The 15,832-nt window shown below is 42.3% G+C and carries 11 protein-coding genes and 4 pseudogenes; 1 reads left to right on the forward strand and 14 read right to left on the reverse strand.

The window, feature by feature from the left end:
* Positions 1–20 precede the first annotated feature (20 nt).
* The 13 genes and pseudogenes from LEUCM_RS00615 to LEUCM_RS00675 form a co-directional block, all read right to left on the reverse strand.
* Positions 21–1,136, reverse strand: a pseudogene (locus LEUCM_RS00615) (aminotransferase).
* An 11-nt stretch (positions 1,137–1,147) separates the two neighbouring features.
* Positions 1,148–2,092, reverse strand: coding sequence for a carbamate kinase (gene arcC, locus LEUCM_RS00620; protein ID WP_016264646.1), 945 nt, complete (start codon positions 2,090–2,092; stop codon positions 1,148–1,150).
* Between the two features lie 98 nt (positions 2,093–2,190).
* Positions 2,191–3,207, reverse strand: coding sequence for an ornithine carbamoyltransferase (gene argF / locus LEUCM_RS00625; RefSeq protein WP_011374080.1), 1,017 nt, complete (start codon positions 3,205–3,207; stop codon positions 2,191–2,193).
* A gap of 25 nt (positions 3,208–3,232) precedes the next feature.
* Positions 3,233–4,468 (reverse strand): arginine deiminase, encoded by a 1,236-nt coding sequence (arcA, locus tag LEUCM_RS00630; RefSeq protein WP_016264645.1) that lies wholly within the window; start codon positions 4,466–4,468, stop codon positions 3,233–3,235.
* Between the two features lie 206 nt (positions 4,469–4,674).
* Positions 4,675–5,196, reverse strand: coding sequence for a GNAT family N-acetyltransferase (locus tag LEUCM_RS00635; RefSeq protein WP_016264644.1), 522 nt, complete (start codon positions 5,194–5,196; stop codon positions 4,675–4,677).
* Positions 5,197–5,222: 26 nt separating this feature from the next.
* Positions 5,223–6,254 carry a tRNA preQ1(34) S-adenosylmethionine ribosyltransferase-isomerase QueA gene (gene queA / locus LEUCM_RS00640; protein ID WP_011374077.1) on the reverse strand — a complete coding sequence of 344 codons (1,032 nt, stop codon included), beginning with the start codon at positions 6,252–6,254 and terminating at the stop codon, positions 5,223–5,225.
* 14 nt (positions 6,255–6,268) lie between these two features.
* Entirely contained in the window at positions 6,269–7,276 is a 1,008-nt protein-coding gene (gene ruvB, locus LEUCM_RS00645; protein WP_016264643.1) for a Holliday junction branch migration DNA helicase RuvB, read from the reverse strand.
* 12 nt (positions 7,277–7,288) lie between these two features.
* A complete protein-coding gene (ruvA, locus tag LEUCM_RS00650) occupies positions 7,289–7,900 on the reverse strand; it encodes a Holliday junction branch migration protein RuvA (protein ID WP_056936468.1) in 612 nt (203 codons plus the stop codon).
* Between the two features lie 250 nt (positions 7,901–8,150).
* On the reverse strand, positions 8,151–8,714 hold the full coding sequence (locus LEUCM_RS00655) for an LOG family protein (RefSeq protein WP_016264641.1): 564 nt from the start codon (positions 8,712–8,714) through the stop codon (positions 8,151–8,153).
* A 12-nt stretch (positions 8,715–8,726) separates the two neighbouring features.
* Complete coding sequence (locus tag LEUCM_RS00660; RefSeq protein WP_016264640.1) at positions 8,727–9,272, reverse strand: Maf family protein; 546 nt, start codon at positions 9,270–9,272, stop codon at positions 8,727–8,729.
* Positions 9,272–11,230, reverse strand: coding sequence for a DNA mismatch repair endonuclease MutL (gene mutL / locus LEUCM_RS00665; protein WP_025016298.1), 1,959 nt, complete (start codon positions 11,228–11,230; stop codon positions 9,272–9,274). The genes LEUCM_RS00660 and mutL overlap by 1 nt, the downstream gene beginning before the upstream one ends.
* A gap of 23 nt (positions 11,231–11,253) precedes the next feature.
* Positions 11,254–13,857 (reverse strand): annotated as a pseudogene (gene mutS / locus LEUCM_RS00670) (DNA mismatch repair protein MutS).
* Between the two features lie 21 nt (positions 13,858–13,878).
* Positions 13,879–14,355 (reverse strand): annotated as a pseudogene (locus tag LEUCM_RS00675) (YmdB family metallophosphoesterase); the annotation flags it as partial.
* Between the two features lie 93 nt (positions 14,356–14,448).
* Here LEUCM_RS00675 and LEUCM_RS00680 point away from each other — a divergent pair.
* On the forward strand, positions 14,449–15,378 hold the full coding sequence (locus LEUCM_RS00680; RefSeq protein ID WP_085391442.1) for an IS30-like element ISLpl1 family transposase: 930 nt from the start codon (positions 14,449–14,451) through the stop codon (positions 15,376–15,378).
* 15 nt (positions 15,379–15,393) lie between these two features.
* Here LEUCM_RS00680 and LEUCM_RS00685 read toward each other — a convergent pair.
* Positions 15,394–15,732: pseudogene (locus LEUCM_RS00685) on the reverse strand (YmdB family metallophosphoesterase); the annotation flags it as partial.
* Between the last annotated feature and the right edge of the window lie 100 nt (positions 15,733–15,832).

Genomic DNA, 15,832 nt, shown 5'->3' on the forward strand with positions numbered 1-15,832 from the left:
TAAATTGCGTCACTCAATTATTAATAGGTTCTGAGCGCTTTTGATAATTCGGCCAACCCTTTTTTCAGAGTTGCTTCTGGTGCACAATACCCTAATCTTGCATGTCCGGGAATTTCAAAACGCTTGCCGGGCACTAATAAGACGCCGTATTCTTTTAATAAATATTTGCAAAATGCTTCATCGTCTTCAATCTCTTTGAAATGAATAAACGATGTTGATACTGATTCTGGATAGACCACATCAACGAGTGGTTCTTGTGCAACCCACGCTTTAAAAATCTCAAGATTGTGTTGAACAAGCGCCCGATTACGGGCTAAAACCTGCTTGCGATTCTGTAATACATAAACCGCTAACTGATCACTGAAAACACCGGCACAAATCATGGTGTAATCACGATATTTTCTAAACAAATCGGTTAATGTTTCGTTAGCGACAAGCCAACCAACCCGAATACCAGGGACTGAATAGGTCTTCGATAAACTATTGGTCGCAATGCCCAATTCATATAAATCAGCAATCGAAGTTGTTTGTTAGCCTTCACCTAATGGTAAATAAACTTCATCCACAAGGACGTATGCGCCCACCGTTCGTGCCACTTCAACGATTGCTTGCATCAGTTCAGTCGAAATGACCGTCCCAGTTGGATTATTAGCATTGTTCAAACAAATCAATTTGGTTTCTGGTCTAATTAACTTTTTCAGTTCAGCAATATCTGGTACCCAATTATTGTCCTCATCCAACTGCCAATACGAAACGGTTGCCCCAATTGAGATGGGAATTTCGTAGAGTTGTTGATAAGTCGGAAACATGGTAATCACGTGATTGCCCGGTTTCACTAAGGCATAGAGCGCTAATAAATTGGCACCGGTCGCCCCGTTAGTTTGCAACACCTGATTACTGTTGACCGTTTGATACAATTCACTAACAGCTTGCTTAAAGGCCTCTGAACCCTCAATCGCACCATAATTCATCTTTTGTTGCGCTAAGTCTTGATAAAATTGTGTCCCGTTATCAGGCGAGAGGGCCATCAATTCTGACATGGTCATTGAGGCAATCGTACTTTGCGCGATATCCAAAGTCGCTTGTGTTTCGTACACGTTTAACCACTCTTCAACGCCGAAATTTGCAATTTCCATTAGCTTAGCCTCTATTTCGTAATAATTGTCCCGGCATCATGTGCCAATAAATTCTTCACGTTATCAAGGGAAGTAATGATGGCCTTACTATCAGGACGATTATTAACGTATTCGATTGCGGCTTGAATCTTAGGTAACATGCTGCCTTTAGCGAATTGATCGTCTTTGATGTAATCTTCTAATTCAGCGACTGAGACGTTGGTTAATTTCTTTTGATCTGGCTTGTTGAAGTTAACGTAGACGTTATCCACAGCTGTTAAAATAATTAACATGTCTGCACCCACTAATTCCGCTAATTTTTCTGAAGCGAAATCTTTATCGATTACGGCTTCAACCCCGCGGAGCTTGTTGCCTTCTTTCGCAACTGGCACACCACCGCCGCCGGCTGAAATCGTGATCACGTTACCTTCAACTAATTTTTGAATAACGGGTGCTTCTTGAATACCAATTGGCCGTGGTGAAGGGACTACTCGCCGCCAGCCACGTCCGGCATCTTCAACAAAGTGTGCTTCTGGGTTGATACTTTGTTGTTTCTTAGCTTCTGCTTCGCTATAGAAAGGTCCGATTGGTTTCGTTGGGTTTTGGAAAGCTTCATCTTTAGCATCAACAATCGTTTGAGTTACGATTGTGGCAACATCTAAAGCCAAGCCTTCTTCTGCTAAAACTTCGTTAAAAGCATTTTGCATCCAGTAACCAATTTCGCCTTGTGACATCGCACCGACCGTATCTAATGGCATTGCTGGTGTCTTTTCAGAATCGCTAGCAGCTTGTTGAATCAACAAGTTACCGACTTGAGGCCCATTACCATGCGAAATAATGAGTTGGTCGCCTTGTTTTACGAATGCAACTAATTGTTTAACCGTTTCCTTAACGGCTTTGATTTGAGCGTTTGCTGAGGCATCAGTTGATAAAATAGCATTGCCACCTAATGCAACGACGATTTTACGTTTTGTCATAATCCTGTCCTACTTTCTGTTAATTAATTGTGGTTTCAATTAAAAAAGGAGCCGGGACAAAACAAAGTTTTGTTTTCCAGCCCCTTTCTACAATCTAGTTATGCTTGAGGTATGAATAAGTTGCCTAATGTTGCTGCCATGATTGCTTTGATTGAGTGCATTCTGTTTTCAGCTTCTTCAAATTGACGGGCATATTTGCTTCTGAATGCTTCGTCAGTAATTTCCATTTCTTGAATACCGAATTGTTCGTCAATCTTCTTACCATATTCAGTTTCAATATCATGGAAAGCTGGTAAACAGTGCATGATAATCATGTTTTCGTTACCGGTCTTCTTAACCATGTCCATGTTGATTTGGTATGGTTTCAACAAGTTAACCCGTTCTTCAAACTTATCTTCTTCACCCATTGAAACCCAAACGTCTGTGTATAAAACATCTGAGCCTTTAACACCAGCGTCAACGTCTGAAGTAATCATATTCTTGCTGCCTGTTTCTTTAGCGTAACCTTCAGCTAAATCACGGACTTCTTGTGTTGGTTGTAATGAATCTGGGGCAACGATGTGGATATTTACACCTAACATTGAACCTGTTACTAACAAGCTGTTAGCCATGTTGTTACGGCCATCACCAACATAAGTTAATGTCACACCTTTTAATTTGCCGAAGTTTTCTTTAACTGTCATAAAGTCGGCGATCATTTGTGTTGGATGCCATTCGTCAGTTAAACCATTCCATACAGGAACACCTGAATATTTAGCTAAGTCTTCAACCACTTTTTGGCTAAAGCCACGGAATTCAATGCCGTCAAACATGCTTCCTAATACTTTGGCTGTATCTTCAACTGATTCTTTTTTACCAAGTTGAATATCATTTTTACCTAAGAATTCTGGGTGAGCCCCTAGGTCAATGGCAGCTGTTGTAAAAGCAGCACGCGTTCTGGTTGAATTTTTTTCAAATAGTAAGGCAATGTTCTTACCTTCTAGATAGTGATGTGGAATCCCTTTTTTCTTTAAATCCTTCAAATGTAATGAGAAATCGATTAAGTATTCGAGTTCTGATTTAGTAAAATCTTTTTCTGCTAATAAACTTCTGCCTTGAAATACGCTGTTTGTCATGTTGATCAACCTCGTTTTTTATTGTTTATTTTTTTAAGTCTTCTCTTACAAGTGGCATACTCATACAACGTGGACCCCCACGACCGCGTGATAATTCACTTGATGGGACTTCGATCACTTTAATGCCATATTGACGTAAGTTTTCGTTTGAAACATAGTTGCGATCATAAGTGACAACAACGCCAGGTGCGATTGCTAATGTGTTAGAACCGTCATTCCATTGTTCACGAGGGGCAACAACTGCATCGCCGCCACCACATGGGATTAAGGTTAATTCAGGCACTTCCAAAGCATCGCGGAGAACTTTTTCAAGATCTGTTTGATGTGTAATCTTGATTTCATCGTTATTGCCTGGTTCTAAGATATAAGTGTCAACCATGCCGCCAGCACCTTGGATGCCTGGATGAATGGTGAACTTATCATAATCAATCATGGTGAAGACTGTATCTAAATGCATCATGGCATGATTATGTGGAATCTTAATTGCTAAGATTTTTTCAAAGCCACTGTGGTTAGCGAATAATACCTTGGCAAGTTCTTCAATTGATTGTGCGGAAGTCCGTTGTGAAATCCCAATTGCAAGCACTTTATCGCTCAAGATTAATTCGTCGCCGCCTTCCATGCGGTCAATGTGATCGCGGTCGCGCCAAACTTGTGCGCCTTGGTTGGCAAAACGAGGATGATGTTGCATGATGACTTCCATGAACATTGATTCTCTTTGGCGAGCTTCAAAAGTCATTTTATTAATTGTTAAGCCATCCCCCATTGATGCGGCAGGATCGCGTGTGAAGTATAGGTTAGGCATTGGATCCATATAGAATGGATAGTCATCATCAGCACTAACGTCAATCAATGCCTTTGATTTAATATCGATTTCGTTGGTCCGAACCCCAGCCATGATTTTTTCAACCATGTCTAACGTTGCCATACTAATTAAGTAGTCTTTTAAGGCTGCTTGAACTTGTGGTGATTTGATGTGTGATTCGTTCAACATCTTATCAAGGAAAGCTTCCTTAACGTCACCAGCATCGATTGCTTCGGCAGCGAGGTTTTCTAAGTAAAGCACTTCAACACCATTGTCACGTAATGTTTGTGCAAATTGATCGTGTTCTTTTTGGATTGTTGGTAAATAAGGAATATCATCAAACAATAAACGATACATAATGTCAGGTGTAATGTTTTCGACTTCTTTACCTGGCCGTTTTAGTAAGACCGTCTTAAGTTTTCCGATTTCGGAATTTACATGAATTGGACTTGTCATTTAAAACTACCTCCTTTGTTTACAAGACCTACTATAGTCGCGATGGTAATCGCTTTCAGGGGGATTCTTACACTTTTAATGTTAGCAATTTCACGTTTTATAACCAGAATCCTATCGCACCAATTGATAACGCTTACTTTAAAAACATAAAAAAAACTAAGATACCTGAGTATCTTAGTTTCGTTTGGACAATTTAATTTTAAACTTTATTTTAAAACGAGTTGGTAAGCAAAGCGTTTAGGTGACGGATCATCAGCAATCAAGATATCGCCACAGTAAGTAAAGCCCGCCTTTTGAATGACGTGTTGCATGGCTAAATTATCGGGATGCGTATCGATTCTAACATCGTGCGCGCCGTCAATACTGGCGGCCGTAATTAATAACGTCATAAACTGATGGGCCAAATGTTGGCCGCGAACTGAACCATCTAAGGCTATCCGGTGAATTGAATAATAGGGATGATTAGAAGCAACCGATTGCCAGTCACCATTCGTGATTGCACTGTAGCCGTCATCAACTGTATCGACAATTGATGCGACGCCAACAATCGTATCATCCTTAATTAAGATATAACAATATTCTTGGCGAATATCATTTTCAAACTGACTTTCACTAGGATCGCCAGCTTGCCACTGGTTAACACCCCGTTCTTTTAACGCGGCTTTAGCACCATCGATAATTGCTGAAATTCGTGGTAAATCAGAAAAAGCGGCTTTTCTTAAATACATCAATGCTCACACCTCGATTACATAATTTATTTAACAAACATGGCATCGCCAAAGCTAAAGAAACGATAACGTTCATCAACAGCATGTTGATAAGCGTTTAAGATGTTTTCGCGGCCAGTAAATGAAGCCACTAACATCACTAAGGTTGATTTTGGTAAATGGAAGTTCGTGATAAAAGCGTCAACGGCTTTCCATTGGTAACCAGGTTTGATGAAGATTTCTGTCCAACCACTATCAGCTTTGATTTCGCCATCAAACTTCGTTGCAATTGTTTCTAATGTCCGAATGCTGGTTGTCCCAGTCGCTACAATCCGACCACCATTTTGTTTGACTTCGTTCAACGTTGCAGCAGCTTCTTCTGTTAAACGATAGAATTCGCTGTGCATCTTGTGATCTTCAACGTTGTCTTCTGAAACAGGGCGGAAAGTCCCTAGACCAACGTGCAATGTTAAGTAAACCAATTTGATGCCTTTATCTTGCACCTTTTGTAAAAGTTCTTCTGTCCAATGGAAACCGGCTGTTGGTGCAGCGGCTGAACCTGGTTCCTTAGCATAAACTGTTTGATACATTTCTGGATCATCTAATTTTTCCTTGATGTATGGTGGCAATGGCATTTCGCCTAAAGCTTCTAGAATTTGCATGAAGATGCCGTCGTATTTAAATTCGATCATCCGACCGCCATGTTCAAGTTCCTTAGTGACAATGGCTCTTAATTGGCCATCACCAAAGACAACTTCAGTCCCCACTTTAGCCCGTTTAGCAGGCTTCATTAAAACTTCCCATTCATCGTCATGCGTATTGTTTAATAACAAGACTTCTTCATGACCACCAGTATCAGGTTTAACACCGTATAAACGTGCTGGTAAAACACGCGTGTTGTTCATGACAACTGCATCGCCAGGGTTTAATTCGTCAATAATATCGTAGAAAACCTTGTCTTCTAAAGCACCAGTTTCGTGATCCATCACTAATAAACGTGATGCTGCTCTTTCAATCATTGGTGTTTGTGCAATTAATTCTTCTGGTAAATTGTAATCAAAATCTTCTGTGGATACCATGTGGTTACCTCTTTCTATTTTTCTGGATAAGGCATGCCTAAATGGGCATAACCAGCCGGCGTTACCAGCCGGCCTCTTTGCGTTCGTTTTAAAAAGCCAATTTGCAGTAAATAAGGCTCGTAAACTTCTTCAATTGTTTCGTTTTCTTCACCAATATTGGCGGCAATGGTTTTTAAACCGACTGGTCCGCCTTGATAATAATCAATCATCATCTGGAGGATTTTGCGATCGACACCGTCTAAGCCCCGAATATCAACTTGCAGCTGACTTAATGCGTGATCAGCAATCGCCTGATCAATCGTATTTTGGTCAGCCACTTGTGCGTAATCTCGAGTTCGTTTCAACAACCGATTGGCAATCCGCGGCGTCCCTCGCGAGCGACGTGCGATTTCTAACGCACCATCTGGCACAATCGACATATTAAAGACGCCGGCTGAGCGTTGCACAATGTCCATCAAATCAGCCTCCGTGTAATAAGCCATGTGTTCCACAATCCCGAAACGATCTCGCAATGGCGCAGACAATAAGCCCGCCCGCGTCGTCGCGCCAATCAATGTGAACGGTGGTAATGGAAAATGGACGGGATGTGCGGTGGGCCCTTGACCAACCACAATATCGATGTAGAAATCTTCCATCGCTGAATAAAGTAATTCTTCAACCATCTTAGGTAAGCGATGAATTTCATCAATAAATAAAACATCCCCAGGTTGTAACTCGTTTAATAACGCCACTAAATCCCCAGGCCGCTCAATTGCAGGACCACTCGTCGTTCGAATCTGGACTTGCAACTCGTTGGCAATCACCATCGCTAACGTGGTTTTCCCCAAACCTGGTGGGCCATAAAGTAAAACGTGATCGAGGGACTCTTCCCGTTTTTTGGCCGCTTCAATATAGACCGCTAATTCATTTTTAACCCGATCTTGACCGATATATTGTGCAAGGACTTGTGGCCGCAATGTTTTTTCAATGCTTGCTTCAGCAAAATCATCGTTTTCGGCTGAAACAATTCGCTCATCTGCCATTTAAAGTCCTCCTTATTTCTTCATCAATAACCGCAAACCTTCTCTGAGATATTGATCAGTTGTTTGCGCTGCAAAATCAGTTAACTTAGGCGTAATCGCTTTGACTTCCCGTGCGGAATAACCAAGCGCACTCAAGGCCGCTAGTGCATCACTTAATTCAGGTGAATCGCCTTGGCTGCCTAAATCAATTGCCGTTTGGCCGACTAACGTTGCGCTTTGTTCTAGATCACCTAACTTACCTTTAAGATCTAAGGCAATCTGTTGGGCCGTCTTCTTCCCGACGCCTGGGAACTTCGTTAAGTACCCAATATCATCGTTCATAATCGCCTGAATTAAGCCAGAATGATCACTGTTAGCCAAAATTGCCAAGGCACTTTTGGGACCAATTCCGGAAACACTGATTAATTTTTGGAAAAGTTGTTTTTCATCTAAGTCGTAAAAACCAAAAAGCGTAATATCAGTATCGCGTACCGCTTGGTGGACATAAATTTGAACCACTTCGCTCATCGATTCCGTATACCGATATGGGTTGGCAACTTGTAATTGATAGCCAATTCCTTGGACTTCCAAAACAACGTAATACGGATTAACCGCCGTCACTAAACCCTTTAAATATTCATACATAATCTAACCTACTTTACGAGAACATATATTTGCTTGCTAAATTGTACCATAAATACAGAGTGTGATTCAAAACGATTTGGCTAAGAGTGCTCTTCACACCGGGTAACTTCCGAGCATTTGCTTAACTTGGCGAATTAACGATGCAATCGTTGATTTGACAAGTGTCGGCAAAGCACAGGAAGTTGGTGTGAAGAGCACGTTTCATCAAAATTGGGATCAGGCCCATCATACTCGGTCCCAATCCCAATGATTAATATTCTCGTATTTTTGGTGGTTGATAAGTCACAATAAACGTCGCCATTTCAGTTAAAGAATCGGTAAACAAGTATTTTTCAAAATCGCCTTGTGTTAAAAAGCCTTCTTCAACCATGTGGGCTAAGAATTGTTGTAATAAATCATAATAACCCGCTACGTTGTAGAAAATGCAGGGGCCATCTTGCTGGCCAATTCGCGCCCACGAAATCACTTCGCTCATTTCTTCTAACGTACCTGGTCCACCGGGTAAAGCGATGAAGACATCGGCTAATTCAATCATTTTTGATTTCCGTTCGGCCATATTGTCAACCATCACCAAATCGCTTAAGCCAGCATGCGCTGGTTCTCGTTGATTTAAGAATTCAGGCATCACACCGATTACCCGACCACCGTTTTCTAAAACGGTATCGGCAATCGTACCCATCAAGCCAACCCGACTCCCACCATAAATTAATTGATCTTGTCGTTTGACTAACCAATGGCCTAAATCGCTGGCGGCCTGTGTATAAACCGGGCGACGGCCACTGCTGGCCCCACAAAAAACTGCCACATTCATCATTTTTATTTCCTCTTAATCCTGCAACATTCTTGCAACGGTGCTGACTGGTAAGCCAACCACGTTGTAAAAGTCACCATTAATCTTATTAATTAATAGCGCACCCGCGCCTTGAATCCCATAGGCACCTGCTTTGTCCGCATATTCATTCTGATCTAAATACTGTTCAATCTCGGCGGTGCTTAAATGCCAAAATGTAACGTCGGTTTGGACAACCTTTTGTTGCACCAGACCGTCTTTCATCAGCCACAATCCGGTATACACTTGGTGTGTCTGACCACTTAACTGGCGCAGCATTTCATAGGCGTCTTGGCGATCCTTGGGTTTGCCATAAAGCGTTCCTTGAAAACTAATCGCCGTATCCGCCGCTAGAATGGTCGCCGTTGGATATTGAACCGCGACTGCTTCACCCTTGCGTTGCGCTAAAGTTTGGACATAATCGCCCGGTGTCGTTAGCGGTGTTTCGTGTTCATCAATCTGTGCTGGTTGTACCTCAAAGTCATTTACAACGCGCTTTAATAGTGCCTGTCTGCGCGGTGATTGCGATGCTAAAATAAACATTATTCGCCCTCCCAACTATGATGTGGTTCTTGAATCCGTTTAAACATCTTTTCCAAATCTTTTTGCGTATAGTGAATCAAAACCGGGCGCCCATGGGGACAATTAAACGGATTCTCGGTCTTCGCTAGATCAGCTAAAAGTGCTTTAGCCTGGGTATCATCTAAATGATGGTGCGCTTTAATCGATTGCTTACAGCTCATCATAATCGCCGTCTTCTCACGGAATTGGGCAATGCTAATGCGACCGTCTTTTAAAACATCGTCAATCATCCCACGAATCGTCATTTCCTCTTGTCCCTGTTCAATCCAAGTTGGGTGACTGTGGACCACAAAACTATTCTGCCCGAAATTTTCTAATTGGATTCCGACTGAGGCTAAAAGTTCAGTTTTTTCCTGAATCTTTAGCGCATCACTATTCGGATATTCCAAAACAAGTGGTACTAACAAGTTTTGCACAGAGGTGCTGACTTCCCCAATTTTTTCTCGGTAATATTCGTACTTAATCCGTTCTTGCGCAGCGTGTTGATCCAAGATATAAAAGCCATCTTCGCCTTCCGCTAATAAGAAAGTACTATGCAGTTGCCCAATGTAGCGTAACTCTGGGAACCGAACAGTGGGTTCGACTACGTTTTCTTCACTTTCGTCCGTTTCGTCTATCACTTGATCACCAAACGGCTTTCCAACCGCTTCTGTCGCGTACTTCTGATCCCACTCGGCCAATGCCTGGGGTTGCTCAAATAAGGGCCGCTCCGGTGTCATCGATGGCGCTTTAGCAGTTGGTGCGGCTAACGGCGTTTCGGTTTCCGCAATTTCGGGTGTTACCGTTTTTACTGGGATTGGCATTGGACTGACTGGTCGCACCGTACCGCTTGGGTGCCGTCGTTCTTGTGTAATTTGGTTTAAATTCATCTGGAGCTGATCAACATCTACCGTCTTGGTCCGTTTCAAATTCTGCATGGCATCTGGAATTAAATTCTCGGTTGCCAGTCTTTCTTTGATTGCCCCTTCAATCAAGGTCATCAAGGCAGTTTCTTTGCTTAAGCGGACTTCCTGTTTTGTTGGATGCACGTTGACATCGATCAATAGCGGATCCATCTCAATCGCTAAGACGGCGATTGGATAGCGTCCGACCATCAATTTAGAACCGTAGCCCTTGATAATGGCCTTATTCAATTGGTAATTTTTAATAAACCGACCATTAATTAAAATCGACAAATAATTGCGCGTTGCCCGCGTTAATTCCGGCAATGACACGTAGCCCGTTAGTTTAAAATCTAAATCCGAAGCACTCACGGCTAAGAGTTTCTTGGCCATGGTGACGCCATAAATACCAGCAATCGTTTGTTTTAAATCATTGTTGCCGGCCGTTTTTAAAAGTAGATGGTCATCATTGGTTAGCGTAAAGGCAATCTGTGGATGACTCATTGCTAGCCGATTGACGATATCGACGATATTCGCCAATTCGGTTTGAAAAGTCTTCACGTATTTCAATCGTGCCGGTGTATTAAAGAATAAATCCCGCACCGTAATCGCCGTCCCCGGTCGAATCGGATTTGTTTTTTGTTCCTCTAACAGACCACCCTTAAAATGAGCAAAGGTTCCTAGAGAGTCCGCAGTTGCCGTTTCAATCGTTAAATCGGAAACGGACGCGATACTAGCTAACGCTTCACCCCGAAACCCTAGCGATTGAATCTTGAACAAATCTTGCCGAGTCGCAATCTTACTGGTGGCATGCCGCTTAAAGGCGACTGGCACATCTTCTGGTTCAATCCCGTCACCGTTATCGATCACTTGAATCATCTGTAAACCGGCCTGTTCAACAACAATATCGACTTGCGTACTATTAGCATCAATCGCGTTTTCAACCAATTCCTTGACCACTGAGGCGGGGCGTTCAATCACTTCCCCCGCCGCAATTTGATTACTCAGAATTTCCGACAGTTCATGAATTTTCCCCATCATCTAATCCTCTCAGTTCACTATTAATGTTTATTTAATTGCTTTTGCCACTCATATAATTGATTGAGGGCTTCTAGTGGTGTGGCGCTCATCAAATCAAAATTCTTAATTGCCGCTACCACTTTATCTGTTTTCTTATCGACCGGGGCCGCCACTTCTGGTTCAAAAAGCGCCATCTGTTCTTCGACAGCCGCTGCAGTCGGTTGTGCTGGTACGACTGTTTCTGGTTGCACCGGTGCTTTTGGTTTATCTTCTAACTGACCTAAAATAACATCGGCCCGTTGTAATAAGGTTTCTGGCATGCCCGCTAGTTTAGCGACATGAATCCCGTAAGACTTATCCGCAGGTCCGGCCAACATCTTGTGTAAGAAGACCAACTCACCGTTTTCCTCAACTGCACCAACATGCACGTTACGAAGGGCGGTCAACGTATCGGCTAAAGCCGTCAGTTCATGATAATGCGTTGAAAAGAGCGTCTTAGCGTGGACATGATCATGGATATATTCGATAATCGCTTGTGCCAAGGCCATCCCATCATAAGTGGCCGTTCCCCGACCAATTTCATCGAAGAGAATTAAACTATTGGCGGTCGCACTCATAATCGCACGGTTGGCTTCCATCATTTCTACCATAAACGTACTTTGTCCTGAAATCAAATCATCTGCCGCACCAATGCGGGTAAAGATTTGGTCAAATACAGGCAAGTTCGCTGACTTGGCAGGTACAAAACAACCCATTTGCGCCATGATGACCGTTAAGGCCAATTGCCGCATGTAGGTACTTTTACCAGACATATTAGGCCCGGTAATCAATAACATATCCGTTTCTTTGCCCATTTGAACAGCATTGGGGATATATTTTTGGCGTCCCAATACTTTTTCAACCACCGGATGACGGCCATCGACTAAATCAATTTCGCGACTATCAGTTCTTAATGTTGGTTGGACATAGTGGTAGCTTTCGCTGACGACCGCAAAACTTTGCAAGACATCTAGGGCCGCTACGCCTTTAGCCAATGTTTGGAGCCGTTCAATTTGTAACTTCACTTGTTCCCGAACTTGGGTAAACAATTCGTATTCTAGAGCGGTTGAGCGTTCTTCCGCCTCTAAAATCAGTTGTTCTTTTTCTTTTAATTCCGGTGTGATGAATCGTTCGGCGTTGGTTAACGTTTGTTTGCGTTCATACCGCCCTTCCGGTAATGAACTCAAGTTAGCCCGCGTGACTTCGATATAATACCCAAAGACGCGGTTAAAGCCGATTTTCAAATTATGAATGCCCGTAGCTTCTCGTTCTTGCGCCTCTAATTGCGCCAACCACTGCTTGCCGTTAGACATCGCATTGCGGTATTGATCAAGTTGTTCGTCGTAACCATCTTGAATAATCCCACCATCAGTCACTGAAATCGGTGAATCCGGGTTAATCGCTGTTTCAATTAACGTCCGCACATCATCAACTGGATCCAAACGCGTTAACGCTTGATCAAAAGCCTGCGTTTCGTTAATGCCCGTCAAAACATCTTTAATCTTTGGAATCTGTTCTAAGGATGTTTTTAATTGAATCAAATCGCGACCATTAACGCTCCCAAAAGCAACGCGACCCGCTAGACGTTCCAAATCATAAACTTTAGTTAGGGCTTCTTGAAGGTTCGTCCGTTCAAAGTAATGCTGTAAGAAACTAGCGACTTGGTTTTGCCGGTTCTTAATCTGGTTTAGATCCAACAATGGTCGTTCCAACTATTGTTTTAATAAACGACCACCCATCGCAGTCTTCGTTTCATCCAATAACCACAATAACGTCCCACTCTTATGACCAGTTCGTAATGAAGCCGTCAATTCGAGGTTCATCTTAGCCGAATGATCCAACTTCAAGTATTGAGAAGGTTCATAGGCTTGGGCGCGTTGTAAATGACCCAAGTGCCGCTTTTGCGTCGTTGCTAAATAAACAACTAATTGTTTAATGACGGCTAACGCTAGTGGTTGTGAGATGTTTTGAGAAACAAAACTGACCTCTGCCGTATCGGCCCCCTCATCTTGATAAGAAACCAAGATTTGTTGTTGGACAAAGGCTTGGACGACTTCGCTTGGGACATCATGATTCACAACCACTTCTTTGGTTTGTAAACTCAACATTTCGTTTAATAACACATCTAAACTACTGATTTGGCTAACCTTCATTTCACCTGTGGATAAATCCGTATAGGCAAAGCCAAATTGATCGCCTTGTGCAACGACTGCCGTTAAATAATTATTTTGTTTAGCGTGACCGGCTTTTTCGTCCATCACAGTCCCAGGTGTTACTAATTGGACAACTTCGCGTTTCACCATGCCCTTAGCCGTTTTAGGATCTTCCATCTGTTCACAAATGGCGACCTTGTAACCTTGATCCACTAAAATATCAATGTAGTTTTGCGCTGCATGATGGGGCACACCACACATCGGAATGGGGTCTGCTGCATTCTTATTACGCGCTGTCAGCGTTAATTCTAAAAGTTGTGATGCTTTAACAGCATCGTCATTGAATAATTCGTAAAAATCACCCAATCTATAAAATAAAAAGGCGTCTGGATATTGATCCTTAACCTTTTGATATTGGGCCATCATTGGCGTTTCTTTTGTTTTTTGCGGCATTTTCAAGCCCCTTTCTATCTCTTAAAAGCGTGATCCGAATGGATGATCTGGTGAAATATGGATGGGTTTGATTGATTTGGCATGACCCGTTTGATCATCAATTTCAATTAAACAGCCATTCAATTGGCCAGGACCTTCTGTCACTAGTTCAAATCGTTCTGGGCGTTGCGTCATAAACCGTGAAATGATTTTTTCGCGTTTCACACCAAGAATCCCGTTATAAGGACCTGTCATCCCGGCGTCTGTCAACACTGCCGTTCCGTCTGGTAAAACACGTGCATCATTTGTTTGCACATGCGTATGCGTTCCAACTAACGCTGAAATCCGACCATCTAAATACCAAGCTAAGGCCAATTTTTCACTCGTTGTTTCGGCATGAAAATCGACAAAAATACAATTGGTTTCCTTGCTGACTTGGGCCACCATGTCATCTAACATTGCAAATGGATCTTCCAACAATTCGCCCATCAATGCTCGGCCTTGTAGATTAATGGTAGATTGTAAAATTAATCCGAACGCTGTTCGGACAAAAAAGATCAGCTTCCTTTAAAATGGTGTTTACCACAAACCCATCTTTTAGGAGCTGATCTTTTGTCTAGTATAACCTATTCCGAACGAATTAAAATCGAAACCTTTTGTGAACTAGGGCTGTCCAATATCCAAATGGGCGTTCGGCTGAACCGATCACCGTCAACAATTTCTTATGAATTATCTCGATGTCAACCTTATCAGGCTGAATTAGCACAAACAGATGCCGAATACAAGCGATCACGATGTGGTCGGAAAACTAAGCTGAGCGATGAGTTAAAGCAAAAAATTCTCAACCATTTACGTCTAAGCTGGTCACCAGGAATGATTGCTCACGAATTTAAACTAGCTACTAAATCTATTTATAATTGGCTAAATCAGGGGAGAATTTGTTTCTCCTTGAATGATCTACCTGAACATGGCGTACGCCAACGGCGTAACGTTGACCAACGATCCAAATATAATCAATCTTTGGGGCGATCAATTGAACAGCGTCCCATGATGATTAATCAACGTAATCGCATCGGCGATTTTGAACTAGATACAGTCGTTGGTCCTCGTGGGCATAGTAAGGCAGTTTTATTAACTTTAATCGATCGCAAATCACGGTTCCTTTGGGCATACCGGTTAAAAGATCGGACGACAGCGACTGTTAATGAAGCACTAACTAAGTTCCTAACCACTTTTAATGGTCCGGTGCACAGCTTTACTGTGGACCGTGGCACTGAGTTTAGTGGGCTAGTATCACTTGAATCACAATATGGTATTAAGACCTATTACTGCCATGCTTATACGCCAGCTGAACGTGGTAGTAATGAACGCTTTAATCGGAATTTACGTTATTTTTATCCTAAAGGGACTCGTTTTGAGCACATTAGTGCTCAAGATTTAACGACGACGTTACTCCAAATTAACCAGCGACCGCTTAAAATACTCGACTGGCAAACACCGTATCAGGTTATGCTGACAAATTTGTCCAAAAATTCGGATTAAATTTGCAATCTACCTAATGACAGCTAATTTAGCCTGATTGACGTTAATCATCGTCATACCTTGACCTGGTGTTCCCGTAGGAAAATTAGCTGGTCGCACTAACTTTTTGGCATCATCAATGAAGTCCAAAATATCCCGTTTGTTCCAAGTATGATTGCCCATCGTAATGGCATCCGCACCGGCTTGCAATAAGTTCTTGTAATCCTTTTGTGTCATTCCCTTGCCATCAGCGATATTTTCGCCATTGATTATGGTAACCTGTGGTTTATATTGTTGTTTCAAAAGTGGTAAATACTCGTTCACCATTTTTTGTCCCATTGTGCCAACTGTGTCACCAATAAATAATATTCGCATGTCGCGCCCCTTAATGTTGTGTACTAACTTTAATAGCTTCTATTGTAGCAATTTTTACCATGAATAAAAAGTTTTGCCGGTGCTTAATGAAACAAAAAAA

Source organism: Latilactobacillus sakei subsp. sakei DSM 20017 = JCM 1157 (genome assembly GCF_002370355.1).
In the GTDB taxonomy this organism is placed as follows: Bacteria; Bacillota; Bacilli; order Lactobacillales; family Lactobacillaceae; genus Latilactobacillus; species Latilactobacillus sakei.

Coding starts and splice junctions, on each gene's coding strand:
- argF (WP_011374080.1), bottom strand. CDS start 3,207: ATGACAAACAGCGTATTTCAAGGCAGAAGTTTATTAGCAGAAAAAGAT.
- ruvA (WP_056936468.1), bottom strand. CDS start 7,900: ATGTATGAATATTTAAAGGGTTTAGTGACGGCGGTTAATCCGTATTAC.
- ruvB (WP_016264643.1), bottom strand. CDS start 7,276: ATGGCAGATGAGCGAATTGTTTCAGCCGAAAACGATGATTTTGCTGAA.
- LEUCM_RS00635 (WP_016264644.1), bottom strand. CDS start 5,196: ATGTATTTAAGAAAAGCCGCTTTTTCTGATTTACCACGAATTTCAGCA.
- queA (WP_011374077.1), bottom strand. CDS start 6,254: ATGGTATCCACAGAAGATTTTGATTACAATTTACCAGAAGAATTAATT.
- arcA (WP_016264645.1), bottom strand. CDS start 4,468: ATGACAAGTCCAATTCATGTAAATTCCGAAATCGGAAAACTTAAGACG.
- mutL (WP_025016298.1), bottom strand. CDS start 11,230: ATGGGGAAAATTCATGAACTGTCGGAAATTCTGAGTAATCAAATTGCG.
- LEUCM_RS00660 (WP_016264640.1), bottom strand. CDS start 9,272: ATGTTTATTTTAGCATCGCAATCACCGCGCAGACAGGCACTATTAAAG.
- LEUCM_RS00655 (WP_016264641.1), bottom strand. CDS start 8,714: ATGATGAATGTGGCAGTTTTTTGTGGGGCCAGCAGTGGCCGTCGCCCG.
- arcC (WP_016264646.1), bottom strand. CDS start 2,092: ATGACAAAACGTAAAATCGTCGTTGCATTAGGTGGCAATGCTATTTTA.